Origin of the sequence: Oharaeibacter diazotrophicus, assembly GCF_004362745.1 — a bacterium.
Taxonomy (GTDB): domain Bacteria; phylum Pseudomonadota; class Alphaproteobacteria; order Rhizobiales; family Pleomorphomonadaceae; genus Oharaeibacter; species Oharaeibacter diazotrophicus.
In genome coordinates, this window is sequence record NZ_SNXY01000001.1 from 1 (window position 1) to 21484 (window position 21484).

At 60.7% G+C, this 21484-nt stretch carries 17 protein-coding genes and 3 pseudogenes; 4 read left to right on the forward strand and 16 right to left on the reverse strand.

The annotated features are described in order from the left end of the window. The 8 genes and pseudogenes from EDD54_RS00005 to EDD54_RS00040 form a co-directional block, all read right to left on the reverse strand. Positions 1-1612, reverse strand: a pseudogene (locus EDD54_RS00005) (hypothetical protein); the annotation flags it as partial. Beyond that, the gene (locus EDD54_RS00010) at positions 1609-2535 is read right to left on the reverse strand and encodes a DUF4007 family protein (protein WP_126542116.1); all 927 of its coding nucleotides are present in this window, start codon (positions 2533-2535) and stop codon (positions 1609-1611) included. The pseudogene EDD54_RS00005 and the gene EDD54_RS00010, both read right to left, overlap by 4 nt. A 9-nt stretch (positions 2536-2544) precedes the next feature. After that, a complete protein-coding gene (locus EDD54_RS00015; protein WP_133673918.1) occupies positions 2545-3717 on the reverse strand; it encodes a cysteine desulfurase family protein in 1173 nt (390 codons plus the stop codon). A gap of 1135 nt (positions 3718-4852) precedes the next feature. Continuing rightward, positions 4853-5155: a ribbon-helix-helix domain-containing protein gene (locus tag EDD54_RS00020; RefSeq protein ID WP_126542122.1), complete on the reverse strand. Its 303-nt coding sequence runs from the start codon at positions 5153-5155 to the stop codon at positions 4853-4855. 44 nt (positions 5156-5199) lie between these two features. Continuing rightward, on the reverse strand, positions 5200-5820 hold the full coding sequence (gene parA, locus EDD54_RS00025; RefSeq protein WP_126542135.1) for a ParA family partition ATPase: 621 nt from the start codon (positions 5818-5820) through the stop codon (positions 5200-5202). 256 nt (positions 5821-6076) lie between these two features. Next, positions 6077-6856, reverse strand: a complete 780-nt coding sequence (locus tag EDD54_RS00030) for a hypothetical protein (protein ID WP_133673920.1) — start codon at positions 6854-6856, stop codon at positions 6077-6079. A gap of 14 nt (positions 6857-6870) precedes the next feature. Beyond that, a complete protein-coding gene (locus tag EDD54_RS00035) occupies positions 6871-7143 on the reverse strand; it encodes a hypothetical protein (protein WP_126542127.1) in 273 nt (90 codons plus the stop codon). Between the two features lie 58 nt (positions 7144-7201). Then, positions 7202-8056 carry a hypothetical protein gene (locus EDD54_RS00040; RefSeq protein ID WP_126542129.1) on the reverse strand — a complete coding sequence of 285 codons (855 nt, stop codon included), beginning with the start codon at positions 8054-8056 and terminating at the stop codon, positions 7202-7204. Between the two features lie 124 nt (positions 8057-8180). Between EDD54_RS00040 and EDD54_RS23755 the strand changes: the two are divergent. Further along, positions 8181-8336 (forward strand): annotated as a pseudogene (locus tag EDD54_RS23755) (IS256 family transposase); the annotation flags it as partial. A gap of 103 nt (positions 8337-8439) precedes the next feature. Here EDD54_RS23755 and EDD54_RS00050 read toward each other — a convergent pair. The 3 genes from EDD54_RS00050 to EDD54_RS00060 all read right to left on the reverse strand — a co-directional run bounded on the left by EDD54_RS00050 (position 8440) and on the right by EDD54_RS00060 (position 10779). Next, positions 8440-8949: a type II toxin-antitoxin system VapC family toxin gene (locus EDD54_RS00050; protein ID WP_126542131.1), complete on the reverse strand. Its 510-nt coding sequence runs from the start codon at positions 8947-8949 to the stop codon at positions 8440-8442. Continuing rightward, positions 8946-9668 (reverse strand): hypothetical protein, encoded by a 723-nt coding sequence (locus tag EDD54_RS00055; RefSeq protein WP_126542132.1) that lies wholly within the window; start codon positions 9666-9668, stop codon positions 8946-8948. Before EDD54_RS00055 ends, EDD54_RS00050 begins: the two co-directional genes overlap by 4 nt. Positions 9669-9780: 112 nt before the next feature. After that, positions 9781-10779 (reverse strand): site-specific integrase, encoded by a 999-nt coding sequence (locus EDD54_RS00060; RefSeq protein WP_126542134.1) that lies wholly within the window; start codon positions 10777-10779, stop codon positions 9781-9783. A 569-nt stretch (positions 10780-11348) separates the two neighbouring features. Between EDD54_RS00060 and EDD54_RS00065 the strand changes: the two genes are divergently transcribed. Genes EDD54_RS00065 through EDD54_RS00075 form a run of 3 tightly spaced genes read left to right on the forward strand, consistent with a single transcriptional unit; the run spans position 11349 to position 14342 of the window. Next, on the forward strand, positions 11349-11708 hold the full coding sequence (locus tag EDD54_RS00065) for a hypothetical protein (RefSeq protein ID WP_133673922.1): 360 nt from the start codon (positions 11349-11351) through the stop codon (positions 11706-11708). Further along, entirely contained in the window at positions 11705-13891 is a 2187-nt protein-coding gene (locus tag EDD54_RS00070) for a bifunctional DNA primase/polymerase (RefSeq protein WP_165644377.1), read from the forward strand. The genes EDD54_RS00065 and EDD54_RS00070 overlap by 4 nt, the downstream gene beginning before the upstream one ends. Positions 13892-13949: 58 nt before the next feature. Next, entirely contained in the window at positions 13950-14342 is a 393-nt protein-coding gene (locus EDD54_RS00075) for a helix-turn-helix domain-containing protein (RefSeq protein WP_126542106.1), read from the forward strand. Between the two features lie 49 nt (positions 14343-14391). On the opposite strand, the gene EDD54_RS00080 is transcribed toward EDD54_RS00075, so the two are convergent. The 5 genes and pseudogenes from EDD54_RS00080 to EDD54_RS22810 all read right to left on the reverse strand — a co-directional run. After that, on the reverse strand, positions 14392-15327 hold the full coding sequence (locus tag EDD54_RS00080) for a phospholipase D family protein (protein ID WP_126542108.1): 936 nt from the start codon (positions 15325-15327) through the stop codon (positions 14392-14394). Between the two features lie 8 nt (positions 15328-15335). After that, positions 15336-17126 carry an ATP-binding protein gene (locus EDD54_RS00085; protein WP_133673926.1) on the reverse strand — a complete coding sequence of 597 codons (1791 nt, stop codon included), beginning with the start codon at positions 17124-17126 and terminating at the stop codon, positions 15336-15338. Between the two features lie 4 nt (positions 17127-17130). Next, entirely contained in the window at positions 17131-18747 is a 1617-nt protein-coding gene (locus tag EDD54_RS00090; protein ID WP_165644378.1) for a DEAD/DEAH box helicase, read from the reverse strand. Between the two features lie 85 nt (positions 18748-18832). Continuing rightward, entirely contained in the window at positions 18833-19669 is an 837-nt protein-coding gene (locus EDD54_RS00095; protein WP_126542112.1) for a phosphoadenosine phosphosulfate reductase family protein, read from the reverse strand. Continuing rightward, positions 19669-21484 (reverse strand): annotated as a pseudogene (locus EDD54_RS22810) (hypothetical protein); the annotation flags it as partial. The pseudogene EDD54_RS22810 and the gene EDD54_RS00095, both read right to left, overlap by 1 nt.

Consider the following 21484-nt stretch of genomic DNA (forward strand, 5'->3'; position numbering starts at 1 on the left):
TAGCCTTGCGCTTGTCGCGCGCCAAGCGCTCAGCACACGCCTGAGCCCAGCTTTGAACGTTGCTAGAGACCTCCTCGCCGAGCTGCAGAACAACATCGAAGGTCCGCAAAGCGCCAGTTTCAACATAGTGTCGCTTGGCCGACACCGACCCAATCTGCAGGCGCGCCGGGAGATCCGCCAGCGCTGCAGCGTCAAGACGTTCCCGGTGATTGGTAATTGCTTCGTCAAGGTCAAAGTCACTCCCGGCGAACAACGCATATCCGCCAAGCCGCGGCTGGCGGATCAGCACCGCGCGCTCGACGAGTTCGGCAATGGCGGCTTCCGTCTCAGCGTCGCTGGCAGCAGGTGCGCACAATGAAAGAATGTCGTCGGCAACTGCCAGGCCTGACCCATTGCGGAAGAACTCAATTAGGGCTGCCGACTTAGCGAGCCTAGCGTGCAGGGAGCCGCGAAGGCTCGCCCGCTCTACCGCCTCCATCGCCAACGACAGCCGGGCACCATCGGAGCCTACGGCCAAGGCTGAACCGAAATTTGCGACCAAATAGTCCCATAGCTGATCCGGCCCAAACCAGGGATCGTCTGCGTCGACGTCGGTCGCAGCGAGATGGGCCTGAAAGCCGTGCGGTTCTGCGGAAGACAGGAAGCCGAACACGCTACGCTCGTTTTGCGCAAACCGCTGGCGAGACACAGGCCCCAGCAAAAGGCTGGTTACCGGATGAAGGGGCCATGCGCCGGTCAGGACTTCACTTAGCGCATCGGCATCGATGGCCCTGCGCTTGGAGACTGCCTGAGCCGTTGCTACCGCGAGCAGGGCCGCACGCTTCGGCCGGCTTGGTGATTTAATCGCTTGGGCGATCAGTGCGGCGACTTCATCTGCTTGGGCGACGAAGGGAATGTTGAGATACCGGCCTTGAACCTTGGCCCACTCGTCTCGGGCTGCCTTGCCAAGCTTACCTGCGTACTGTTCAAACGACTGGTGCAGCAGGCCGATCACCACGAGCCGCCCCTTGGATCGCGACGCGCGCTCAGCTAAATCTTGCAGTAAGTGAACATCTCCTCCTTTAGAGACAGAGTATTCTAGAAACTTCCCGAGCTCATCGATCAAAACGAGTATGCCGTCTATCCTTTTCGCCTCAGACTCTAGTTTGTCCAATAAATGCCGATCGTCTGCCATTACTTTGGCGGTGTCAGCCTTACTCCAGCCGAAGGTTACTGCGCCAGCTTCGGCGATCTCTTCTCGGAGTTCCGCTCTCCGTCCTGTCAGCGCGAGAACGGCCCATCCCTTTTCGGTCTCAGGAAAGGCTTCAGAAAAACGCTGAGTCAGCTCGGGACCTGCAAGCTCCGCAGCAAGGGCGCGCCGCTCCTCCACACCGGCGACAAGATTAGCGACTAGCAACGCTGCGCATGACTTACCGCCGCCATATGGGCCTGTCCAAGTGAAGGCCGCTTGGCCCGACTCTGAAAGCCCGTCCGTCATTGTCTCTAGCGCGCGGCGTACGCTCGGTTGCATGACATAGCCAACCAGCGGAGGGCTGCCTTGCAGGTCGGTATCAATCCGGGCGGAGCGGGCAAAGCGCCGCTCAACCCGCACAACATCTTGAAGTCGGGTCATGCCGCTGCCTTCTTCACCGCGTTGTAGGCCCGATCGAGAAGGTGTGTCTCGTTGGGTGCTCGAACTCGAGCCACTTGGCGAAGACCTGCGGTGTCACTCCAAATGAGCGCTCCCTCGGTGACCCGTTCTATACGTGTCAGCCGCTCAAGAACGCTGTCTTCGTCCAACTTGAAAATCCGACCGGGCGAACCTGGCGCATAGCTCGCCTGTTCGACGGAGATTGTCGGCGATGTCTTGTACCACCTCCTCCAAAAGCGCCAAAGCGTCAGCGCAAAGACACCGTCGGAGAGATTGGGCTTCGGTCCTCGCACGAATTCAAACTGTCCCGCCAAACGGGACTCGCGGACGAGGCCGAGCTCCACGAGCAACGGCTCAGCAGCATCCTCACCCCCCTCGCCGCGGGCTGCATAACTTCGCACGAAAACCTCGACATCGCGTCGCAGTGTATTCGCCGAAACCTGCAGGCCTTGGCGGTCTCGCACGGCCTCCAAGATCCCCTGCACCACCATATCCCGGTCAAACATTGTTTGGTTAAGACCGTTGAAGGCATAAAACCAAGTTGTCGCGAGCTCAGGCTTTCCGGCGATCGCTGCATGTACCAGCCAGAGGGTCGACGGCTCTTCTAAGTAGGGATCGAAGCCTCTCTTGAGGTCAAATACACGCCGCGCCCAATCCGTGGGAGCCAGCATTCCGCCTTCATCGCAGAGCACATCAGCGGCTAACGCCCAATGTCGAATAGAGATTGCCATGTTTCGACCTACCCCGAACCTGGCAATCGCCTCGTGTTCCTGGAACGTTCCACGGGTCATAGGCATCTCTGCGCAGGCGTCATAGGCCTTCCGGAGCCAAAGGATCCGCAGAGGGAACGTTTCATGGCCGGCAAATTGCAGGCGGATGTTTGAGTCGGTGAGTATGGACCTCATGTACCAACCCTACTGGGTTGACGGCCCAGTGGCAACCACCACAGATCCGATTGCCGTGGAAATCTGAGCCGCAGCGAAGCGAATATCTTCTAGTGTGTTGTACTTGCTGATGTAAATCCTCAATACTGACCGCGCGTCTTTGTCAGAAATGTGCATGGCTTTAAGTACATGTGAAGAAGCTATTTGGCCTGCAGAGCATGCTGAGCTTGTAGATAGACACACAGTACTCGAAAGTCGGTTGACAATTTCGTCAGCGTCTACACCAGGAAAACTCAGGCTAAGGCTGCCCGAAAGTCTCGGCGCCGAGGCGGCATTCTGGAGCACCTTCACCTGCCGACCCGCAAGTTCTGTCAGCAATTCCCTCGCTAGGCGCTCCTGAATTTGACTGACGTGCATCATGTCCTGATCAGCCAAGGCCGCTGCCGCTCCAAACCCAACGATGAGCGGGGTCGGCAAAGTTCCGGGCCGCAGTCCTCTCTCCTGGCCCCCACCGAACACCAGCGGGCGAGGCTTTATGGCTGCTATGCCGGACACGAAGACTGCGCCGACGCCCATTGGCCCGTATAGCTTGTGCGCAGAGAGGCTAGCGTAATCCAAATCAAGGGCCACCACATCTACCGGCGCCTTGCCTGCTAGCTGCGCCAGATCGCTATGGATCAAAGCGCCCTTGGCATGCGCCAATTGTGCAGCACCACCAATTGGTTGGATCGTGCCAACTTCGTTGTTGGCACCCATGAGTGAGACGAGCAACGTGTCTTCATCTAATAGCTGTTCGAGGGCTGGTAGATCAACCAAACCTTGGGGGGTTACCGGCGCAAGCTGTACTCGAAAGCCCCGCGCGGCGAGCTCCTCAAGCACGGCCAAGATACTTCTGTGCTCAATCGCTGACGCAATAATCTTATTTCTACGAAGGCCCATTTTCCTTGCCGCCTCGGCAACGCCTAGCACCACAAGGTTGTTGGCTTCTGTAGCGCCCGATGTGAACAGTATCTCCTGTGACTCGGCGCCGATTAAATTGGCGATTTGTACCCTAGCAAGTTCGATCCCTGCGGCGGCTTGTTGACCACGTGTGTGCGGCGACTGCGCATTACCAGTCGCTGTCCAGTAGGGAGCCATAGCCTCCGCCACCTCTGCCGCTAGAGGCGTTGTGGCGTGCCCATCAAGATAAACGATGTAACTCACTGATTGCTGCTCCCTGTGGGGTCTTAGCCTTTACCACGGAGTACATCAGAACGAAACAAGAACTTTTGCGAAGCCATAACCTTTTATAGGTAATTTTTCATACTTTATTGCACATTAATCAGACGGCACTCGAGCTTGGTTGGATGTCTCATCGGTTTCCGTCTTCTGTTTTCATAGCTCGCTTGGGCGGTTACCGACGTTTCGACTCGCTGTGTAGTGCCTTGGTTTTTTTGTTCTGATGCGTGGTGGTCGGGTTTCCGACCCCTCCCCCCTCTGAGGGACAGCCAAGCCACCCATGAGCTCGCGGTGACCCGGACTAGGTTCGGCAGATTGCGCCAAGCAGTTTGACGCCTCTCCGTCACTGAGAGGAAGCCTAGCCGCACTGCTTCCCGCACCGCGTCCTTCACGATCGTCCGCGACGTGCCAGCGATCGCGGCAATGGCGTCGATCGGAAGGACACACGATCCCCGACGTGCCACCTGTTGGGCAATGACGGCGAGCGCCGCCTGCTGGGCGAGGGTGAAAGCCGCGGCGATCTGGGGCGGGAGCCATCCGGCAGCGACAAGACGGCGTCTTCGGTCAAGCGATCGGGCCCGGTCAGGTGACTTGCAGATAGGAGGCTTTCGGAGGGGTATGGGCCTCGCTGCCGAAACAGGCATTCGTAGAGCGGCGCGGCGGGCCTCGATGGCCTCGCCCAGTCGGCCGGCATCCTCCTCCCCCACGGCACCTTCGGCCGCAGCGCGCCAGAGCACCTTCGCGATGTCGTCGACAACGCGGCTTGTTCGGGCGGCCGCAAGGGCTCCCGCTATCTGTTCAGCTAGCATGTTGGTCCTCGGGTTAAGGACCGCCGGGCAAGGCTTCGCCCTTTAGCGAAATCGTTCTTTGACGATTGACGCTATCGGTCGGCTCTGGCAGGCTTGGAGTGTTCAGGGGTTCCAAGCCCTTCTGATTTTCCGGCCTCGGATGGGTTGCCGCCCTTCCGGGGCCGAGCCTTTTTCAGCGGTAATTTTTATTTTCGGCTTCATCTCCTGGTCGCACTCCATATCGGGCCGTGATTTGCCCGAGTCGGTCAAGCTGAAGGCTCCACACACGCAAACATGCCGGCATGACGGCCAGCAGGCAGGTGCACTAGCCTTCATGCAATTCGGCTCATCCCCTCACGCTCGAACACCAAGTTCAGACCGTCGCGCAGGATCTCCTGGACGGTGGTGTCCCGCTTGAGCGCGAGCAGCTTCAACTGCTTCAGTGCCTCGCCCGAGAGATAAGTGGCAGCAACGCGCTTACCCTCTCGACTGCGGGCTACTGGGTACTTGCGTCCGGTCGGTTGGATCTCAGTCGGCACAGCAACTGGCGCCGGGGCAGACGCCTCAACAGCGGGTTCGGGCACCACCGACTCTGTACTGGCGAACAGGCTGGATCGCTTCGCGGTTTTCGCCATAATCTCCCTCTCCATTCTGCCCACAGGCCCGCATGTACGCGGGCCTACATATCCAACTGCCCACGTGCCCACGTGTAGAAATCACGGATTTCTTCGGCCGCTTTGCCGTCCGGCTCGAACTCCATCGCGGTCCTGCCGTCGATCACCGCATGAGAGTAGGCGACGCGCTGGAAGATCACCGGGGGCGCCACTTTCGCGCCCTGCCCTTCCAGACCGCGCCGAGCCTCCTCCGTCACCGCCGAGCGGACAGGTGCCGCAGACAACACTATGAAGGCTGGCTTGCGAGCGATCTCGGCAAGGTCACGCGTGGCCCCTATGGCATCAAGGTCGAACGCCGCCGGCCGGCAAGGGATCAGGATCAGGTCGGCCGCCTTCGCTGCGATCAGCGACGCGCGATCTGCGTTTGGTGCTGTGTCGATCACCAGGAGGTCGGCGCCGTTCGCCCGAGCGGCGTCTGCGAGCTGCGGCAGGCGTTCCGCGTGGTCGCCGATCACCTCGGGACCGTCAAGCGTCCGCTTGTCAGCCCATTTGCGCGCCGACGCCTGCGGGTCGAGGTCGACCACGGCCACCTGCTTGCCGTCGAGGAACGCGGCCACAGCGAGATGCAGCGCAGTCGTCGTTTTTCCAACGCCGCCTTTCTGGCTCAGGACTGCCACGGTTTTCATGCTCACGACTCAGCCTACCCAGCATGCCCACATGCTGCCGAACCCACATGACCGCCTGCAACTGGTTAATCACGCGTTAGCAGATCTGAAGATTGACCGCGTGCCCACATGCGGACATGCCGACACGGCTAAGACGTAGTCAGCCAGCAATGGCGAAGAGGGTTCGGTGCAGACAGGTACAGGGAGGGGAGACTATCCCCGCGGCTCCTATAGCTCCAATACAGAACAGATGAGGCGCGCACTTGTAAAGTAATTGTCAATTCAGTGCTGACACCCGCTCCATTAAGCTGGCGCGCGCTAACTGAATGGCTACACCATTCGTCTTCGCCGAGAGATCGGCGAGAGCTTTGGTGCCCAGGAAGCAGGCGATCCGCTCAGCGTTGGCTCCGCTCGAATGAGGCAACCCGTCTAGAATGTTGCCGCGCGGAACCCCGGCCTCGGCAGCGACGGTCAACAGCACCTTCGCGACCTTGGGGCCCAACGGCACGAACAAGGCGTTGCGCAGCAGCGCCATCTCGGTCCGCAGGTGAACCAGCTGGTCCTGCAGGAGGGGTACTGAGCCGATGCCGGGAGCCCCTGAGTAGTTCTCCCCATTCAGGAAGACCGGATAGCGCAGCGCCGAGGTAAAGTGCGCGAGGTTGGATTGATCCGTCCACAGCGCGCGGGTCGTCCGCACTCCAAGCACGTCCGCGATACCGATCGAGTCCAGCATCGAGACCAAGTTAGTTCGCATCGCGCCGGCGAAGCTGGCATGGACCTTGGCGGCGGCGAGAGCGTGAGGGATATCTCCCCCGCCACGGAGAATACGGTGAGCTTCTCGCAGGGCAGCGGCCATCTGCTGGCGGCCCGGGGTGATGCCGACAACTACGATTTTCGCAGCTTCGTTGACGTGGTCGAAGGGCGCGTAGGCGACCTCGATCCGGCGCCCCCGATGAGTGGCCGACGCCATGTGAAGGGCCCGCGGGGCGCGGATTTCGTCCTCGAGGGTCGCCGGCGTAAGAGTACGAAGGAGGGAAAGGAAATGATGCTGGTCCATGGGATCCCTAAGGTTTAGTGAGTGTAGGCGAAAGCAGCGGTGATGATCCGCCCAGCATTCTCGATGACGTAAGCTTTCTGCGTGCGGTAAGGCTCGATTACCTTGGCAATCTCTTTGCCCGCCACCTTGCGGATAGCCCGCATACTGTTCCCGGTCAGAACGTAGGACCGAGCTCCCGCTCCACACTCGCGAGAGTCTCCGTACTCAACGATCATCTCCACGATCATCGGCGGGATATTCCGCGCCGTCGTGCGCTCACGGGCATGCCGGGTCATCGAAAAGGCCATAGGTCCTCCTTCGGCCAATCGGCCGTTTGCTTTACTGGTAGGGTCCAAGAGATCCGGTTTAGACTTGCTGCGTTCGGTCGCGCCGCATCGAAACCTCTAGCGCCTTGCCGACAAACAGCGGGACATCAAGATCCAGCACTTCCGCGAGCTTTTCTGCGTCCTGCCGATCGAACGTGAATGTTCCGTCTATCCAAGCAGTTACACGGTCAGCTGGTAGAGGGGCTTTGTCGCGCGGCCACAGGAGCCGCGAGACGACGCGACTGAGGGCTTCAGCTGAGGAGAGCTCCACGAGATGCTCACGTAGAAAGCGATCTTCCTGCGGTCGGTTCGGGGTCGGGACGAAGCCGCGACGACCGGATAGCCACCGCACGCCCTCAGCATGGTTGACCTCGACGGGCTTTGAGCCTGGCACCGCCCGAAGCCCATTGTCGCTGCGGTCGGCAAGAGCATTGCGGACGGCGCCTTCGGTCATGTTCGCAAGCAGCGCGAGGTCACGGATGGTGAAGTCTCCATAGGCATCGTCCAGCTTTTCGCGGGCATGCACCGCGTCCACGACCGTGCGGCAAAAACCATCTTGGGTCATGAAGACATGCGTTTCACCTTGGCGATCCCTCTGTCCACCACAGCGCGGGGTACCCTCCATGAAAGCGTAGAGGTCGAGAGCCATTTCCGAGCTGTACTTGTTCAAATACCCGGGCTGGAACGCGAAGTCGTAGCCCGCGTCGAACGCAAAGGTGATTGGAAACCGAGAGAGATCGACCCTTGAAGGGGCCTCCTCCCAGTACTGATCGGACTCAAAGCCGATGAAGGCTACCGCCATGGCGGACCCAGCGCCCATCGCCAGGTGGTCGGCTTCAAAGAGGAAGATCGTCCGCAGTTCGTCGAGCATCTGGTCCTTGGTGAAGCGAGCCATGTTATTTCCATGCGTGCGTGTTTGCATGAAGCGGACAATGCCCCACCCTTACCCCCTCGTCAACAGAGAAAATGCAAAGGCGCGCGCCTAAATGCATGCCTTGCGCGCGGCGGTTTTAGAGCCTGGGATCTTCCCCAATGAGGCGGCGATCGCTTGGCTCGTTGGTGCGATACTCCTCAAGCAAAATGACGAGTGGGCCGTCCAGCGCGCCCGGTACATGATCCTTGAGACCATCACCGCCCACGGCGATGATCCCCTCGTTGGACTGCCGGACATGGCAGTCCAACGAGCGTCCCGGCCAAGCCGGCGACCATCGGTGATTGCTCAGGCAACTACACCACGCTTAGGGATACGATCGACTTCGGCAGAATTGCCGAAAGGCTTTAGGGATCTACGTGGGGTAGGCGCGGCTGAGGCGGCTCTGGTGGATAGGGGAGGTCTTCTAGCATCACGCATTCGATGCCCGATCCCACAAGGAGGCGCCGGATCCCTTTGTCATGAGTGTAGACCCTGTCAGCACGGCGGACGATGGCAGTAGCGGCCACCATGGCATCGAATTTCGCCATAGCCTTCCAGTGCGGTGGGCGGTCCTCGGGGCGACGGGAGTCAAATTCCCGTCGCATGATCACCCCGGTTTCTATGGCAATTACCAGATCAAAGTCTTGAATGATGAAGCGAGGCGGGCGGAGCTGATCCATTATCTCTGCCACGCGGTCCACTCGGCCTGCGACGATCTCGGATACCACCGCTGTCGGGATCATGATTTCGGTTTTTGATTTTCCGAGCTGCTCGATAGCGTACTGAACGCGCTCATGACCTCGATCGAGTCCTGTGGTGTCCGCCTCTGGCGGATCAAGAAGAAGCACGAGGAAGTTAGCGTCAACGACGATCATCCTTCGCGAAGTTCCTTAATCGCCTTGAAGGCCTCTGATGCTTGTCCCGGCGAAAGCAGCCGCCCAGCTCGAGCGAGAACTTCGCTCAGCGGCTCCTCCACGAGCGGCTCGAAGGCGGAGACCTCTAGTGCTTCAAGCTCCCAGCGGCCGTTCGTGTCGCGCCTCCACCTTCCATGGCCGGTCAGGCGAACGAGACGCCGGAAGTGCTTCACGAGCTCCTCTGCCATTTCAGCAGTGACCGTTATCCCGCTCTTGGCGAGCCCCGTCTGGTCCTCGATGCCAATTGAGACACTGTCCCCGCCCCCCTGGATCCGCACAAGACGGCCCTGGACCGCAGTGATTTGTTTGATGCCGCCGACAGAACGGGTGGGCTTTGGCCGGCCCGGGAATGAAATCACGACACCTCCCGGCATATCGAGAGTGGCTTGTCCATGATCTTCCCACACCATCTCATTCAGTCGACGGTTGGCACTGATCGAGACAGCGTCTCCGGTTCCGGCAACCGCGCTTCGCACACGGGTCGAAACGACCGGCTTCACCTCTTGGTCGACGCGAGTGACCAGCACCAGGCTGCCCGCCTCGATTGAAGCTAGGCGCACGTGTTCCTGGGAGCCAAGAAGGGCAGCCAATTGATCGAGGTATGCAGCAAGGCGCGCCATCGGGATCGTATCCGGCGATAGCGTGTCGATGCGGAAACGGTACTCGGCGAAGTCAGTCATCCCCGCTCCCTCTGCTGAGGAGCTTTCGCAAGCTCTTGCACCTTGTGGGTAGCACCGTCAACGTTTGGTTCCGGATACCGTTTCTCAAGGCGGTTTGCCGATGGGCTGCCCCTCACAGCAGTCCCGCCCCGGCGTGGTCCTTGAAGGTCTCCGCATCGCGGACGTAGACGGCGAGCATGTCGACGCTCTTGTGCCGGCTGACGTCCATCATCTTGAACACGGTCGCGCCCTTGGCGGCGGCTGAGGTCAGGAACCCGGCGCGCAGGCTGTGGGCGGCGAACACCTCGGGGTCGAGGCCGGCCCATTCGGCGTAGTGTTTCACGATCGCCGCCACCGCCACCCCGGACAGCCCCACCGGCACCCTTGCCGCCCGGCTGGGGCGGGGCGGGACCAGGCGACCACCTTTGCCAACAGCGCGGAACACCGGGCCGGTGGTGAGGCCGGCCGCATCGATCCAGGTCCGCACCGCTCGCACCGGGCAGGTCGCTCCCGTTCCCCGGATCACCCCGATGGTCTGGCCGATCCGGTCCTGGTCGGTCTTGCTCCCCCGGATAGTGACGCGCAGACCGTCGTCGTCCTCGGCGAGGTCCTCCACCTGCAGGGCGACGAGCTCGGAGCGCCGGAAGGCACCACCGAAGCCGAGCAGCAGCAGAGCCGCGTCCCGCTTGCCCTTGAGGGTGGTGCGGTCGACCCCCGCCACCATGACCTTGAGACGCTCGGCGGTGGCGGGGGCCTTGCGCTCGGGAGCGGCCCCGAGGGTACGCCGGATCCCCTTCATGGTGGCCCGCAACGTCTCGTCGGTCGTCGGGTCGGGCAGGCCGGCGCGCTTATGGGCCCAGCGGAGGGCGGCCACGCACTGGCTGATCGATGACACGGACAGCCCTCGAGCGGCTTCGGTCGTGAGGAAGGCCCGCACCGTGGCAACTGATGCCGGGTAGGGAGCCTCGAGGCCCTGGTCCCCGCACCAGGCGGCGAAGTTGCGCAGCCACCGCGCGTAGACCGCCCGCGTGCTGTCGGCCATCTCGGCGGCGGCGAGGTCATCGGCGAGCGCGAGGGCCTCGGTGAGGGTGGTGGGAGCGCCGCACGGGGCGAGGGGCGACAGGGTCGACATGGCGGTCCTTTGGTTTCGGTAAGCCCACTTTACGCAAGCAATCCGCGGCGGTCAGGAGGGCCTAGCTGGTCGTCCAAGCTGTCCAAGCTCAAGTACGCGCGCGGGCGCGCGCGCGAGGGTTGCCGTCGCCGGCGTAAGGGCGACGGCCCAACGTCCAACGACGAGCTCACGCTCGCGGCCGTCCCACGAAGCCGCTCAGCCCGGGTCACGCCGAAGCCCGCGAGAGATCTCGCCCACTCGGTGCGCGGGTAACGTCCTTCCAGAGGACACCTCCGGGCTCGATAGACTTAAATCCACGCCTGATCGTTGATCGAGCCCATCTTGATCCTCCGAAGCAGCTTTACGTCTGGACCATCATGAACGCTCAGGCCAGGGGCATCAAGAGAGGGGTGCCACCTTTTTATTCTTTTCAAATAATGGCTTATCCCCTCTATCCCCTCGGAAACCGCTCGGCCAAGAACTCAAAATCCCAGTCTTATATCGACTGGTGAAAAGTGGTGAACACTTTGGTCTGGTACTCTGCGTTATAATTCTTACTTGTCCCCTCGTGTTCAAAACGAGGATTGAATATGGAAAACTTAAGCCTCGAACATCATCTCTCGGCTGACCTCATCCCCGAAGACCACTTCGGTCACCGGATCGGAATTCGCTCCAAGTGTCTTCCCGATCTGATCGATGCCGACCTCTTCCCCAAGCCCCACCCCCTCAAGATCAACCGTCGCTACTACTTCAAGGATTGGATGGCTGGCGCGTTCCTGAGCTATGTATGGAATTACGCGTCGGATTTTGAGATCGAGCAGATCGCCCAGATCCTGCGTAAGCACGATCCTCGCTTCCTCGACTATCGGGAGATCCGCTCTGACGAGACCACGCGCGACTGGCTGAACGAGGTCCTTGTTGCCAACACCAACGAGGATTACCTGCCGTGAGCCTCCTCGAAACCGCTCTCCGCTTCGTCGGCGAAGGCTGCTCGGTGTTCCCGCTGCAGCCGAGGTCGAAGGCCCCGTTCCCCGGCTCTCGGGGCTTCAAGGACGCCACGTTCGATCACGAGACGATCTCGGGTTGGCTGAGTGACGAGACCCTGAACTACGGGATCGTGCCCTCGGCCGAGATCCTGGTTATCGACGTCGATCCCCGCAATGGCGGGGATCTGGTGGCCCTCGAGAAGGAAGTCGGGGCTCTTCCCCCCACCGTCACGGTCAAGACCGGAGGGGGCGGCACCCACGCCTACTACCGGAAGGCCGGGGGGTGGAGCGGCCGCCCGCGCAAGACGGTTGCCGGTATCGATCTCAAGCTCTCCAACGGCTACGTCGTGGGCCCGGGCTCGGTCCACCCGTCGGGTGGCGCCTACGCGTTCATGCCCGGCCTGGCGCTCGGCGAGATCGCGATCGCCGAGGCGCCGGCCGGCCTCGTCCAGTGGTTTGAGCCGGAGCCCGAGCGGAAGGCTCCGCCCGTCCTCGATGACGACAGCGACGTGGATCTCGGCGATCGCAGGGCCGACTTCACTGCCATCGAGAACGGCTGTGCCTGGGTCGCGTCCTGTCGTGACCAGGCGGCCGATCTGCCGGAACCGCAGTGGAAGCTCCTGGCGAACCTGACGGCGCGCTGCGACCAGGGGTTCCAGCACTTCCACCGGATCTCGAGCCTGGATCCAACGCGCTATGACCGCTTAGAGACCACCGAGAAGTTCCAGCGGGCGCGCGACACCGGCTACCGCCCTCCGCTCTGTGCGAGCGTGCAGGCCGAGGGGTTCACCGGCTGCACCCGTTGCCCCTTCAGCCAGACCATCAAGAGCCCGATGAGGCTCGGCTACCGGGATCCCGAGCTGACGAAGATCCAGGCCACGAGCGTCTACGATGCGGCCAGTGATCGGTGGGTGCGGATCGACCGGGAGCCGTTCACCTACCTGCCGGCGCGGAATTTTTCGAACTTGCACAAGGCGACGCTGAAGTCCCCTCATGACGAGCTCGTCAGTTCGCCCCTGACCTGCAAGGTGGAGGCGACCGAGTACATTCCCGGCGAGGAGATGTTTTCCCGCCGGCCGGATGGTCGCCTGGTTCTGAACACCTGGTGCGCCGGCGGGATCGCGGGTCGGTCCGGAAATTGCGACGGGATCCTCGCCCATCTTCGCTATCTCACGATGTCGGAGCGCGAGTACGAGCACCTGCTCGACTACCTCGCGCACCTGGTTCAGTTCCCCGCCCTCAAGATCCGCCACGCGGTCCTGATCATCTCCCGGCAGGGGGTGGGGAAGTCCTTCTTCCCCCGGGTCGCTCGCCACCTGTTCGGCGCCAGCAACGTCCAAGAGGACACCGCCGACGCGATCCAGAACAACTTCTGGGGTCGTCGCCTCGTGGATAAGCAGTATCTCATCCTCAACGAGATGATGCTCGGTGACGACGATCAGCGGCGGCTCAACAATAAGATGAAGGAGCTCCTCAGCGAGGACCACGTCATCGTCGAGGAGAAGCATATTCCCGCCTATAGCGCCATGACGCCGCGCGGGATCTTCGCCTTCTCGAACCACGACCGGCCGATCAAGCTCGAACGGGGCGATCGCCGGCTCTTTGTGATCCGGAATGAGCGGGATCCGAAGCCCGCTGACTACTACAAGGGGTTCTACGGGATGGTCCTCGACGCCGAGGCTGCGGCCTTCAAGGCGTTCCTGGAAACCCGGTCTCTCGCCCACTTCTCCGCGGGCGCGCACCCGCCCATGACGGAGGCGAAGTACGAGCTCGAGCAGGCAAGTCGGTCGGAGCTCGAGCAGTCGATCGCGACGTGGATCGAGGACAAGGTGAAGCCCTTCGAGGTCGACCTGGTCAGCGCTGACGAAGTGGCGGCTCAGATGAGTGCGGCGATGGGGACGCGTTCACCGCTCGGTGTTCATGGTCGGGTGACCTCGCAGCGGATTGCGACCGCGCTCACCAAGATTGGCGCGATCCGGTACGGCAGCAGCGCGGTCTCGGTGTGTGGCGATCCCGCCAAGAAGAAGCGGCTCTGGATCGTTCGCGACCATCGCTTCTGGCAGGGGGCCAGCCTGCAGGAGGTGCGCAATCACCTCAATTCCACCACGGTGGAACGGTGGAACGGCCCTCTACAACTGGTTCAATAATAATAATTTTTTCCAGAAAGGGTTAGATATGACTGTTCCAAGCCGTTCCTGTTCCACGATGGTTGAGAGGGAGAGCCGGCCTCCGGCTCCTCTCCACCCCAACCCTGCCGGCAAGCCGCCGCGGCCGTCGCTCCGCCAGATTGCCGTCACGCCCGACGAGGTCCTGGCGCAACACGAACCCTGGACCACCCTGTCGACGAAGCAGCTCGCGGCCGTGCTCGGGGTCGATCCTGGCACCGTCACCGTCTGGCGCTGGCGGGGCGTCGGGCCGCCCTGCCAGGGCATCCGCTACGGAGTCACCCAGCTGGTCCAGTGGCTCGCTGAACGGACGGGAGCTCCGATGTCGGAGGAGGACGTGCTTCGGCGCTACCTTACAGTCCGGGGCATGCAAGACGTCAACGCGATCACCATAAACCAGCTTTGGCAGGTCGTCGAAGTGTTGCGAGGCTGAGCCATCCGGAACGACTTCCGAGCGTCTGCGAAGCGGAAGCCCTCAGACTCTAACGGAGCTTCAGCACTTCTGAATAGGAGCCAGGCACACCGACCTCAAAACGATCAGGTGCGAAATAAAGGAGCCAGCGGATCAGTGTCTGCCCGGCCGTCTGTCGCTCCTCGTGGACAGCGTCTGGGAGAATAGTCCGCAGCCAATCAGTCAAGGCTCCAAAGCGCTGCGGCTTGGTAAGGAAGGCCTCAAGAGCGGCGACAACTGACGAATTCAGCAAGACACCTCGGACATGCGCGTCAAAGGTTGGCTCCCCAGAGTCGAGGGGGGGAGCGAGAGCGATCAGGTCTCGCAGCGCAGGCTCCTCCAACGTCGCCTTCTTCATCCAATCGACATCGAGAGCCAGACCATACAGGCGGTCTGGCGATCTGAAGGTAGGGAACCAAGAGCTCGCGGCTTCGGCTCCGCCTTCGCCTTGGGCGTCTGGCGGCGCCAATGCCTCAAGCGGCAACTTACTGTGCAAGGCATCTGCTCGGGCGCGAATGTTCTCAGCCTCTAGACGGGTTGCTCTCCGGCTACGTCCTTCGAGGTCAGCCATGAACAGCCTCACCGTGCTTGGAAAAACCGCTATCGGATGCATAATCTCAAAATTTGGACGAGAAGAAAGTCCTAGCGCCGCAGCGGTAATGTTCACAGAACCAATCAAAGCGGATCCATTATCTACTAAAAAAATCTTGGCGTGCAGTTCATCGCAAAGATAAACCGACGCCCTACCTCGCGCCTCACTCACATCGAGCACCTCAAGATCGCTAACGCCCGCCGCAACCTCGTCCACACGCCAACGTGTGAACGTGCGCACAATCACGCCTGGTCGAAGCGCGGTGAGGAGTCGAAGGAAAACCGGCGCCTTGATAAAGGGTGCGACGAGTACAACCTCGTCCTTTGCCCCCGAGAGGTGTTCGCAGATCCGTTGGTCAAGTTCCCGCCAGAACACGGCAGCACCTACTCGTCTGCTTCACGCAAAAAGTCCCGGGCAATCCGGCCCCACTCTCCACGGGTATCCTCAAGTTCGATCTTTCGATCGCCCGAGGCCTCGTCCTCCATCCGAGCCCAAGCGGTGAGCAAGAGTTTCAGGCCTTGCAGTGCCGGGCTCTCTGGGGTGTCCGCCTCTCCCTCTCGTAAAAGATCGAACAGATGAGCATGCGCCGGGTGTTTTGTGTTGATTGTGATGATGATCACACCAGCCTTAGATGTAATGTCAAAGACGGCGAAACCTGGGAAGTCGGCGTGACGGAAGAGAAATTTGATCTTTCGCTTTACATAAGTGACAGCGATTTCACGGGCCGTGGCCGGATCGAGCCCCTCCTGCTCGATCTCATCGGTCAGAACATCAGTGCGCTCCTCGTCCGGCCTGCTTTCGTCTTTATCGCTAGCCCCGGTTTCGCCGAGCCTCTCCTGGCGCCGGCGCAAGGCCCGCGTGGCGATGTCCTCTGCGGTACTGCCGTCTTCTGACTGCGCAGCTTTTTCGGTGCGCTCGCCCTCGCGCATACGGGCAACCTGGGCCCGGATAGTCTCGAGCAGCTTATCGACTACCCTGCTGATCTCATACATCGGCAGGCGGGGGTCATTGTCGAGGTCCAGTTGGTGCTGGTAGTCAGCCAGGCTTAAGCTTTGGGCCGCAGCGTCTTCCTCGATGTCGAGTCGTTGGAAGCTAGTCGCCGACTGCTTGTTGTTCGAGACCCCGAAGACGGCGTCGAGCGCCGGCGTGAAGGCAACCTCAATGCCCCACCAGCGCTCCCGGGGATCGTAGGAATTTTCGAAAGAGCGGTTTAGCTCAAGTTCGCGGTCAGCACGGACCACCGATACACCCTGGTTCTTTTTGGCGAGGGCACCAATCGGCGACCTACCGCCCTTCTTGCGGGTCTCCACCTTACAAATAGAGGCGGTCACCGTGACGATGTGCGTCTGCCCGCCGTAGCCGACTTCGATCTCCTGCGGTTCGCCGAAGGGCTCAAAGGCAGGCGTATCGTTGTAGGGCGCGGGTGCGCTGGTGCCCCGCATCAGCATCAGGGGATCATTCGGCCGAACGAACTCTTCGTTAACGTTCACGAAGTGGCCGCTCCGGCCCTCTTCATAGGCTGCAAGTCGGATCGTTGCTTTGCCGGTGTTGATAAAATACCGATAGATGCGGCCGATCATCATCTCAGCGTTACGAAGCAGAGCCGTGCTCTGCTTCCACTTCATCAGGTCGAGTTGAGTCCAGATAACAAGCGTGCCGCTCTCGCCGACGTCCGTACTGATGACCTTCAGCCAGTCTGGAGGGATCACCGCTGCTTGCGGCTCCGGAACGTCGACCATCTCGCCCTCTTGGATCTCATCGACGTCGAGATAGCTGTGCCACGTCTTGCCGTCGCGCCAAGTGTAAACATCCACTCGGCGGGCTTGGGAGATCGATGAGTTCGGCAACCCCATGCCGAACTTGCCGATGCCTTTCTGGTCGTCTTCCTCAAGGTGATTGCCGACCCCAAACTGCAGCGCGCGGCGCAGGGTGTCACGATCCATGCCCGAGGCGTTGTCGTAGACCGCTAGGCGATCGAGTCGCCGCCGGCCACCAGGGCTGTCGAGGCCAGCCTTGTCGATGCAGATCACCTCGACCGCGACAGGGCGGGACAGCCCCTCGCCTGCCTGGATCGAGTTGTCGATGAGCTCAGCGATGGCGTAGGCGCTGTCTTTGTAGCCCGAGCTGCGCATCGCCTTAATGGACAGCTTTTGCGGAATGATCGCGAAGCTCACGTGCTTAGTCCCCCTCCCAAATATCGTCCCAGAATGCGAACCCCTCGGCCAGGCTGCGGAAACCCGGCGCTTGGTCTACGACGGTCAGGACGCGGCAGGCGGCGTTGCCCCCTGCTCGCGTTCCCCGAGCGGCCCTTCCAATCATCTGACTGTAGAGCACGACCGAACTTGTCGGTCGCGCGATGAAGGCAACATTGGTCTTTGGCGCGTCAAAACCGGTCGTAAGGACGCCGTAGTTGCAGAGGACGTCGAGCTCGTCGGTCTCGCGATAGCGCTGGATAATCTGACGCCGACGTTCGGCGGGTGTGCTCGACGTGACAGCGGCCGCCTTGATGCCCCGAAGGCGAAGGACGCTAGCCAGAAGGCCCGCATGATCCACCGAGATGGCAAAGAGGATGATCTTGCCACCGGCCGCGACCTCGGACTCGACCGTGTTGACGATCAGCAGGTTGCGGACGTCGTCGGCCGCTAGGCCCTCAATGATGCGTGCGGGAAGATCAAAGCCCTCCCGCAGGCGGGCAGCCTCGGCCTCACTCAGCTTGACGTCGCCCTTCGGTTTGAACGGGAGCTGCACGAAGTCAGTCTTTGCCAGATAGCCCTCGGCCGTAAGATAATTGACCGGGTTTTCGTACCCCTCGACATCGAGCCGGACCTTCTGCCGGTTGAAGAACTTCGCCAAATCCAGATCAGCGCCGACGTCCTTAAGTGATCGTCCGGGTGTGGCGGACAGCCCGAGAATTCCCGCCGCGGGCCGCCGCTGCAACAAATTTAAGAGGTGCGAGTAGGTTGGGGCCGTCGCTTGGTGCGCTTCGTCCATGACGATGAGCTTCACCCGTTTAGCCAGGTCGAGAACCTCACCCTGCCGCGAGAGGCTATCCCTATAGAGCAGCTGCAGGCCGGCGACGATGAAGCCGTCCTTGATCTCTCTGAAGTCGGCGATGCGATAATCGGCATAGTGCCGATAGACCGTGAACTCCCGTGAGCCGAGTGCCATCCATGCCTTCACCGCCTCATCGAAGGCTTGGTCACAGAGCTCTTCTGAGTGGGCGAGCCAGACGATCACCTGCCCGTCGGGAAGCCCCCGCAGCAGGTCGACGATCGTGGTCATTGCGGTGCGGGTTTTCCCCGCCCCGGTTGGCATGTGCAGCAAGACCCGCGCATTCCGCGGCGCCAACTTCTCGCGAACCGCCAGCGACGCACGACGCTGATGGGGAAAGAGCGTATAGGACGAGGTAGTTGTGGCAAGTGAGGCCTTCTCCTCGACCTCCTCCACCTCGACCGGCACGCCGAAATAGGCATGCAGCGTCGCCAACTGGACCTGGGATCGGTCGAAATCGACGCGAGCGATGGCCTCAAACGGATCACCAGGCGGAAGGGCCAGCACTTCACGAAGCTGCTCAGCCTCATCCTTTTTCAACGCCTCCACGACGAGCGTCCGAACAGCTGAGATCTTAAGCGCCGCGCTCGCGCCAAGACGTTCAACCACAATAGTCGCGAGCGTGTTGGCGTTGAGCGCTCGGGTCTCGAGCCGCTCAAGCAGGTCGACGGCGCTCTTACCCGCTAGACTGTAGAGAGGCTCCACCCCAGCGCGCGCCAACGTTTCGACCAGGCGCTTAGACACCCCCTCCTCCCAACGAGTCACCAAAGATCAACCTATCATAGCAGCCCAATCAAATACCTATAGGAATTTTCGCGAGCGCAGCATGCTACTTGTGGCAAACTACACATCCGGCAGACGCTTCGTCTATGCCGTAAAGCTCGTCGATAGTCGGCGCGAGATTACCTGCCAGCGGGTTCACCGGCCGACGGGCCAAAAGGCGTGCTCGGCGAGCCTCATGCTCCCGCTCGATCTCCGCAACCCGTTTAGGTTGGGCGAGATCCTCTAGGCTCTCACCTTGGCTCCAAGTAAAAGGTGAACCATGGCTGAGAGCTGTCTTCTCAAGACTTTTCGCTTCTTCAAAAGCCATAGGGTGCTCTCGCGAAAGTCGAACCCATTCTATCTTTTGCTGAAAGAAACAGAAGGTGCATCCAGATCTAGACCGCCAACTGTAATACTCAGGCTCTCCCACGCCAGCGCTGTCTAGCAACTCAATCACCCCCTGCCGGTCAATTCCCGCTTCTCGAAGCGGAAGGTGAACGCGCATATTTTCGTGTGTTGCCTGATAGCCATCACGATGCAGCTCGTCAGCCCGGATTGCAACGTAAGAATTGACGATTACCCCACGGTCAAGATCTTTCCGAAGCCACAGCTCGAGTGGGCGCAGCTTCAGTTGCCGAGTACACCACCGCGTGCGTGGGGAGGGTAGGAAGTGATTATACTCACGAAGCCAGAACTCGAAGTCTCTGTCTGGATTTAGGCGTATGATTGACTTACCGAGGAAACCTTCAAGGCGGTCAAGGAAGCGATAAACCTCGTCAAGCTCTTTGCCGGTGTCAGTGAAGAAGTATTCTAAATCGAGCTCAGGCTGGATCTCTCGCATGTAGACAGCTAGTGCTGCACTGTCACGACCACCAGAAATTCCGAGGATATGGCGTTCCCGCATTAGACCGCCTCGCTCACATTTGACGATAGGATCTCTAGCACGCGAGCAATGGCCGCGTATTCGACAGCAGATGGACTCTTGCTGCCCTCCATGGCGGCAATCAGCTGCTCCGCGAGCTGATCAGCTTGGCGGCGCTCCTTCTCCGTAACCTCAAAGGCGTGAAAGAGCGGCTGGCTATTGGGATCCAAGCCCACCATCAGAGAAATAGCTTGGGCGGTCGGATCACGCCCCTTAATCGCCGCCAGCGCTTCGGCTTCTCGGAATTTGCGGGTCAGCTTTGCCAATTCGAACCGGGCCTGCTGCTGCTCTCGATCAGTCCAAGATCGCGCGGGCTTATGGACGAGAAGGCTGGCAAGCCCCTCGACATCTCCGTTCCCGCCCTCAAAGGCGCCGGCCCGCATTGCGAAGGCATCGAAGCGAAGGTCTGCAGTCACGCCAGTTACCGTAACTGAGCGCAGGCCTACGCCGTCGAACGTCGTTGGATCGACACCGAGCTGCTCGGCCAGGGTTGTACGTAGACTATTGAGCATCGCCCCAAACGCCGCTTCACTTTCTGTCAGTGCAGCGCATACGACGACCGCTGGATCCGCCTCATCCTTGAGAACGTCCATCAAGTCCGTAAACAGCAACGCTTCCGGGTCGGACGCCTTGAGGACGACGTCACGAACGCGCCGCGTGATCACGCTTACTGATTGGGTGCGCTGCGCCCACATTGGGAGAGATTTAAAGCGTTGGAACAGTCGCGAGGCCACGGGCAGCGCCTCGGCCTCCAACGTCTCGTCCTTATCACTCAGCAGATGTGCAAGGGCATTTATAAACGCCGCGTCGCGCTGCGAGCGTTGAATTCGCCTGAACTCTATATGACTCGGATCCTGAAGGAGTCGGTCAACGAAAATCTCGTCGAGCTGAGCTTGAAAAACGCCCTCCACATAGACTGCAACGGACGAGCGATGGGCGAGTAAATAGGCCAAGGCCAGCACGGGCATGACGCCACGCTTCACGCCGTAAGGCGGCTTTGCCCAAAGGCGAAAAAGCTCATCCAGCCGAAGTGACTTGGCCCCTGCCGCCACAGCCCAAGCCGGACGGAGACTCTCGCCAAGCAGCGTTTCTTCGGGATCACAGAACCGGTAGGTGCCTTCACCAATCTGACGGTGCAGGCCAAAGGGCTTAAGGACAGTTAGGTAGAGGCCGCGCTCGGCGGGATAACCCTCTATCCCGAGATCGGCTTTTCCCCCATGGCCGACCATCGCATAGGCCAAAGCTCGCAACGCCGCCATGGCGCTAGTCGATGGTCTGTCGCGATAGAGCAGCTCGCTGTGAACTACCGGTGATTTAGTAAAGGTCGCACTCGCCACGAATGATGCGATTGATGCTAGCGGGCTACCTTCAAGCCCTTTCAATTTTGCATCATTACTGAACCAGCTCGCGACCGCGAAGGTGGCCAAGAGCTCGCGACGTACTGCGTCCGCAACTTGGCTACGGCGTGCGGCGAGTTCGCGCCGAGCAATCCGATCACCTTCGAGCTGCGGATGGGCAACCTCGAGCCGATCGATGGCATAGAGATCCGCAGCATGCTCCCGTAGCATAAAAACGGATCTGGCCGCACCAACCGCAGCGATAACGCCTTTCTGGTCCAGCGCAGCCGACAAAGCCTTCGCCCCCTTGTCAGGCTCCACCTCGAACGAAGACCCGTCCGGCAGCAGCATCACCAACAGGCCTGTAGCCTTGCGCTTGTCGCGCGCCAAGCGCTCAGCACACGCCTGAGCCCAGCTTTGAACGTTGCTAGAGACCTCCTCGCCGAGCTGCAGAACAACA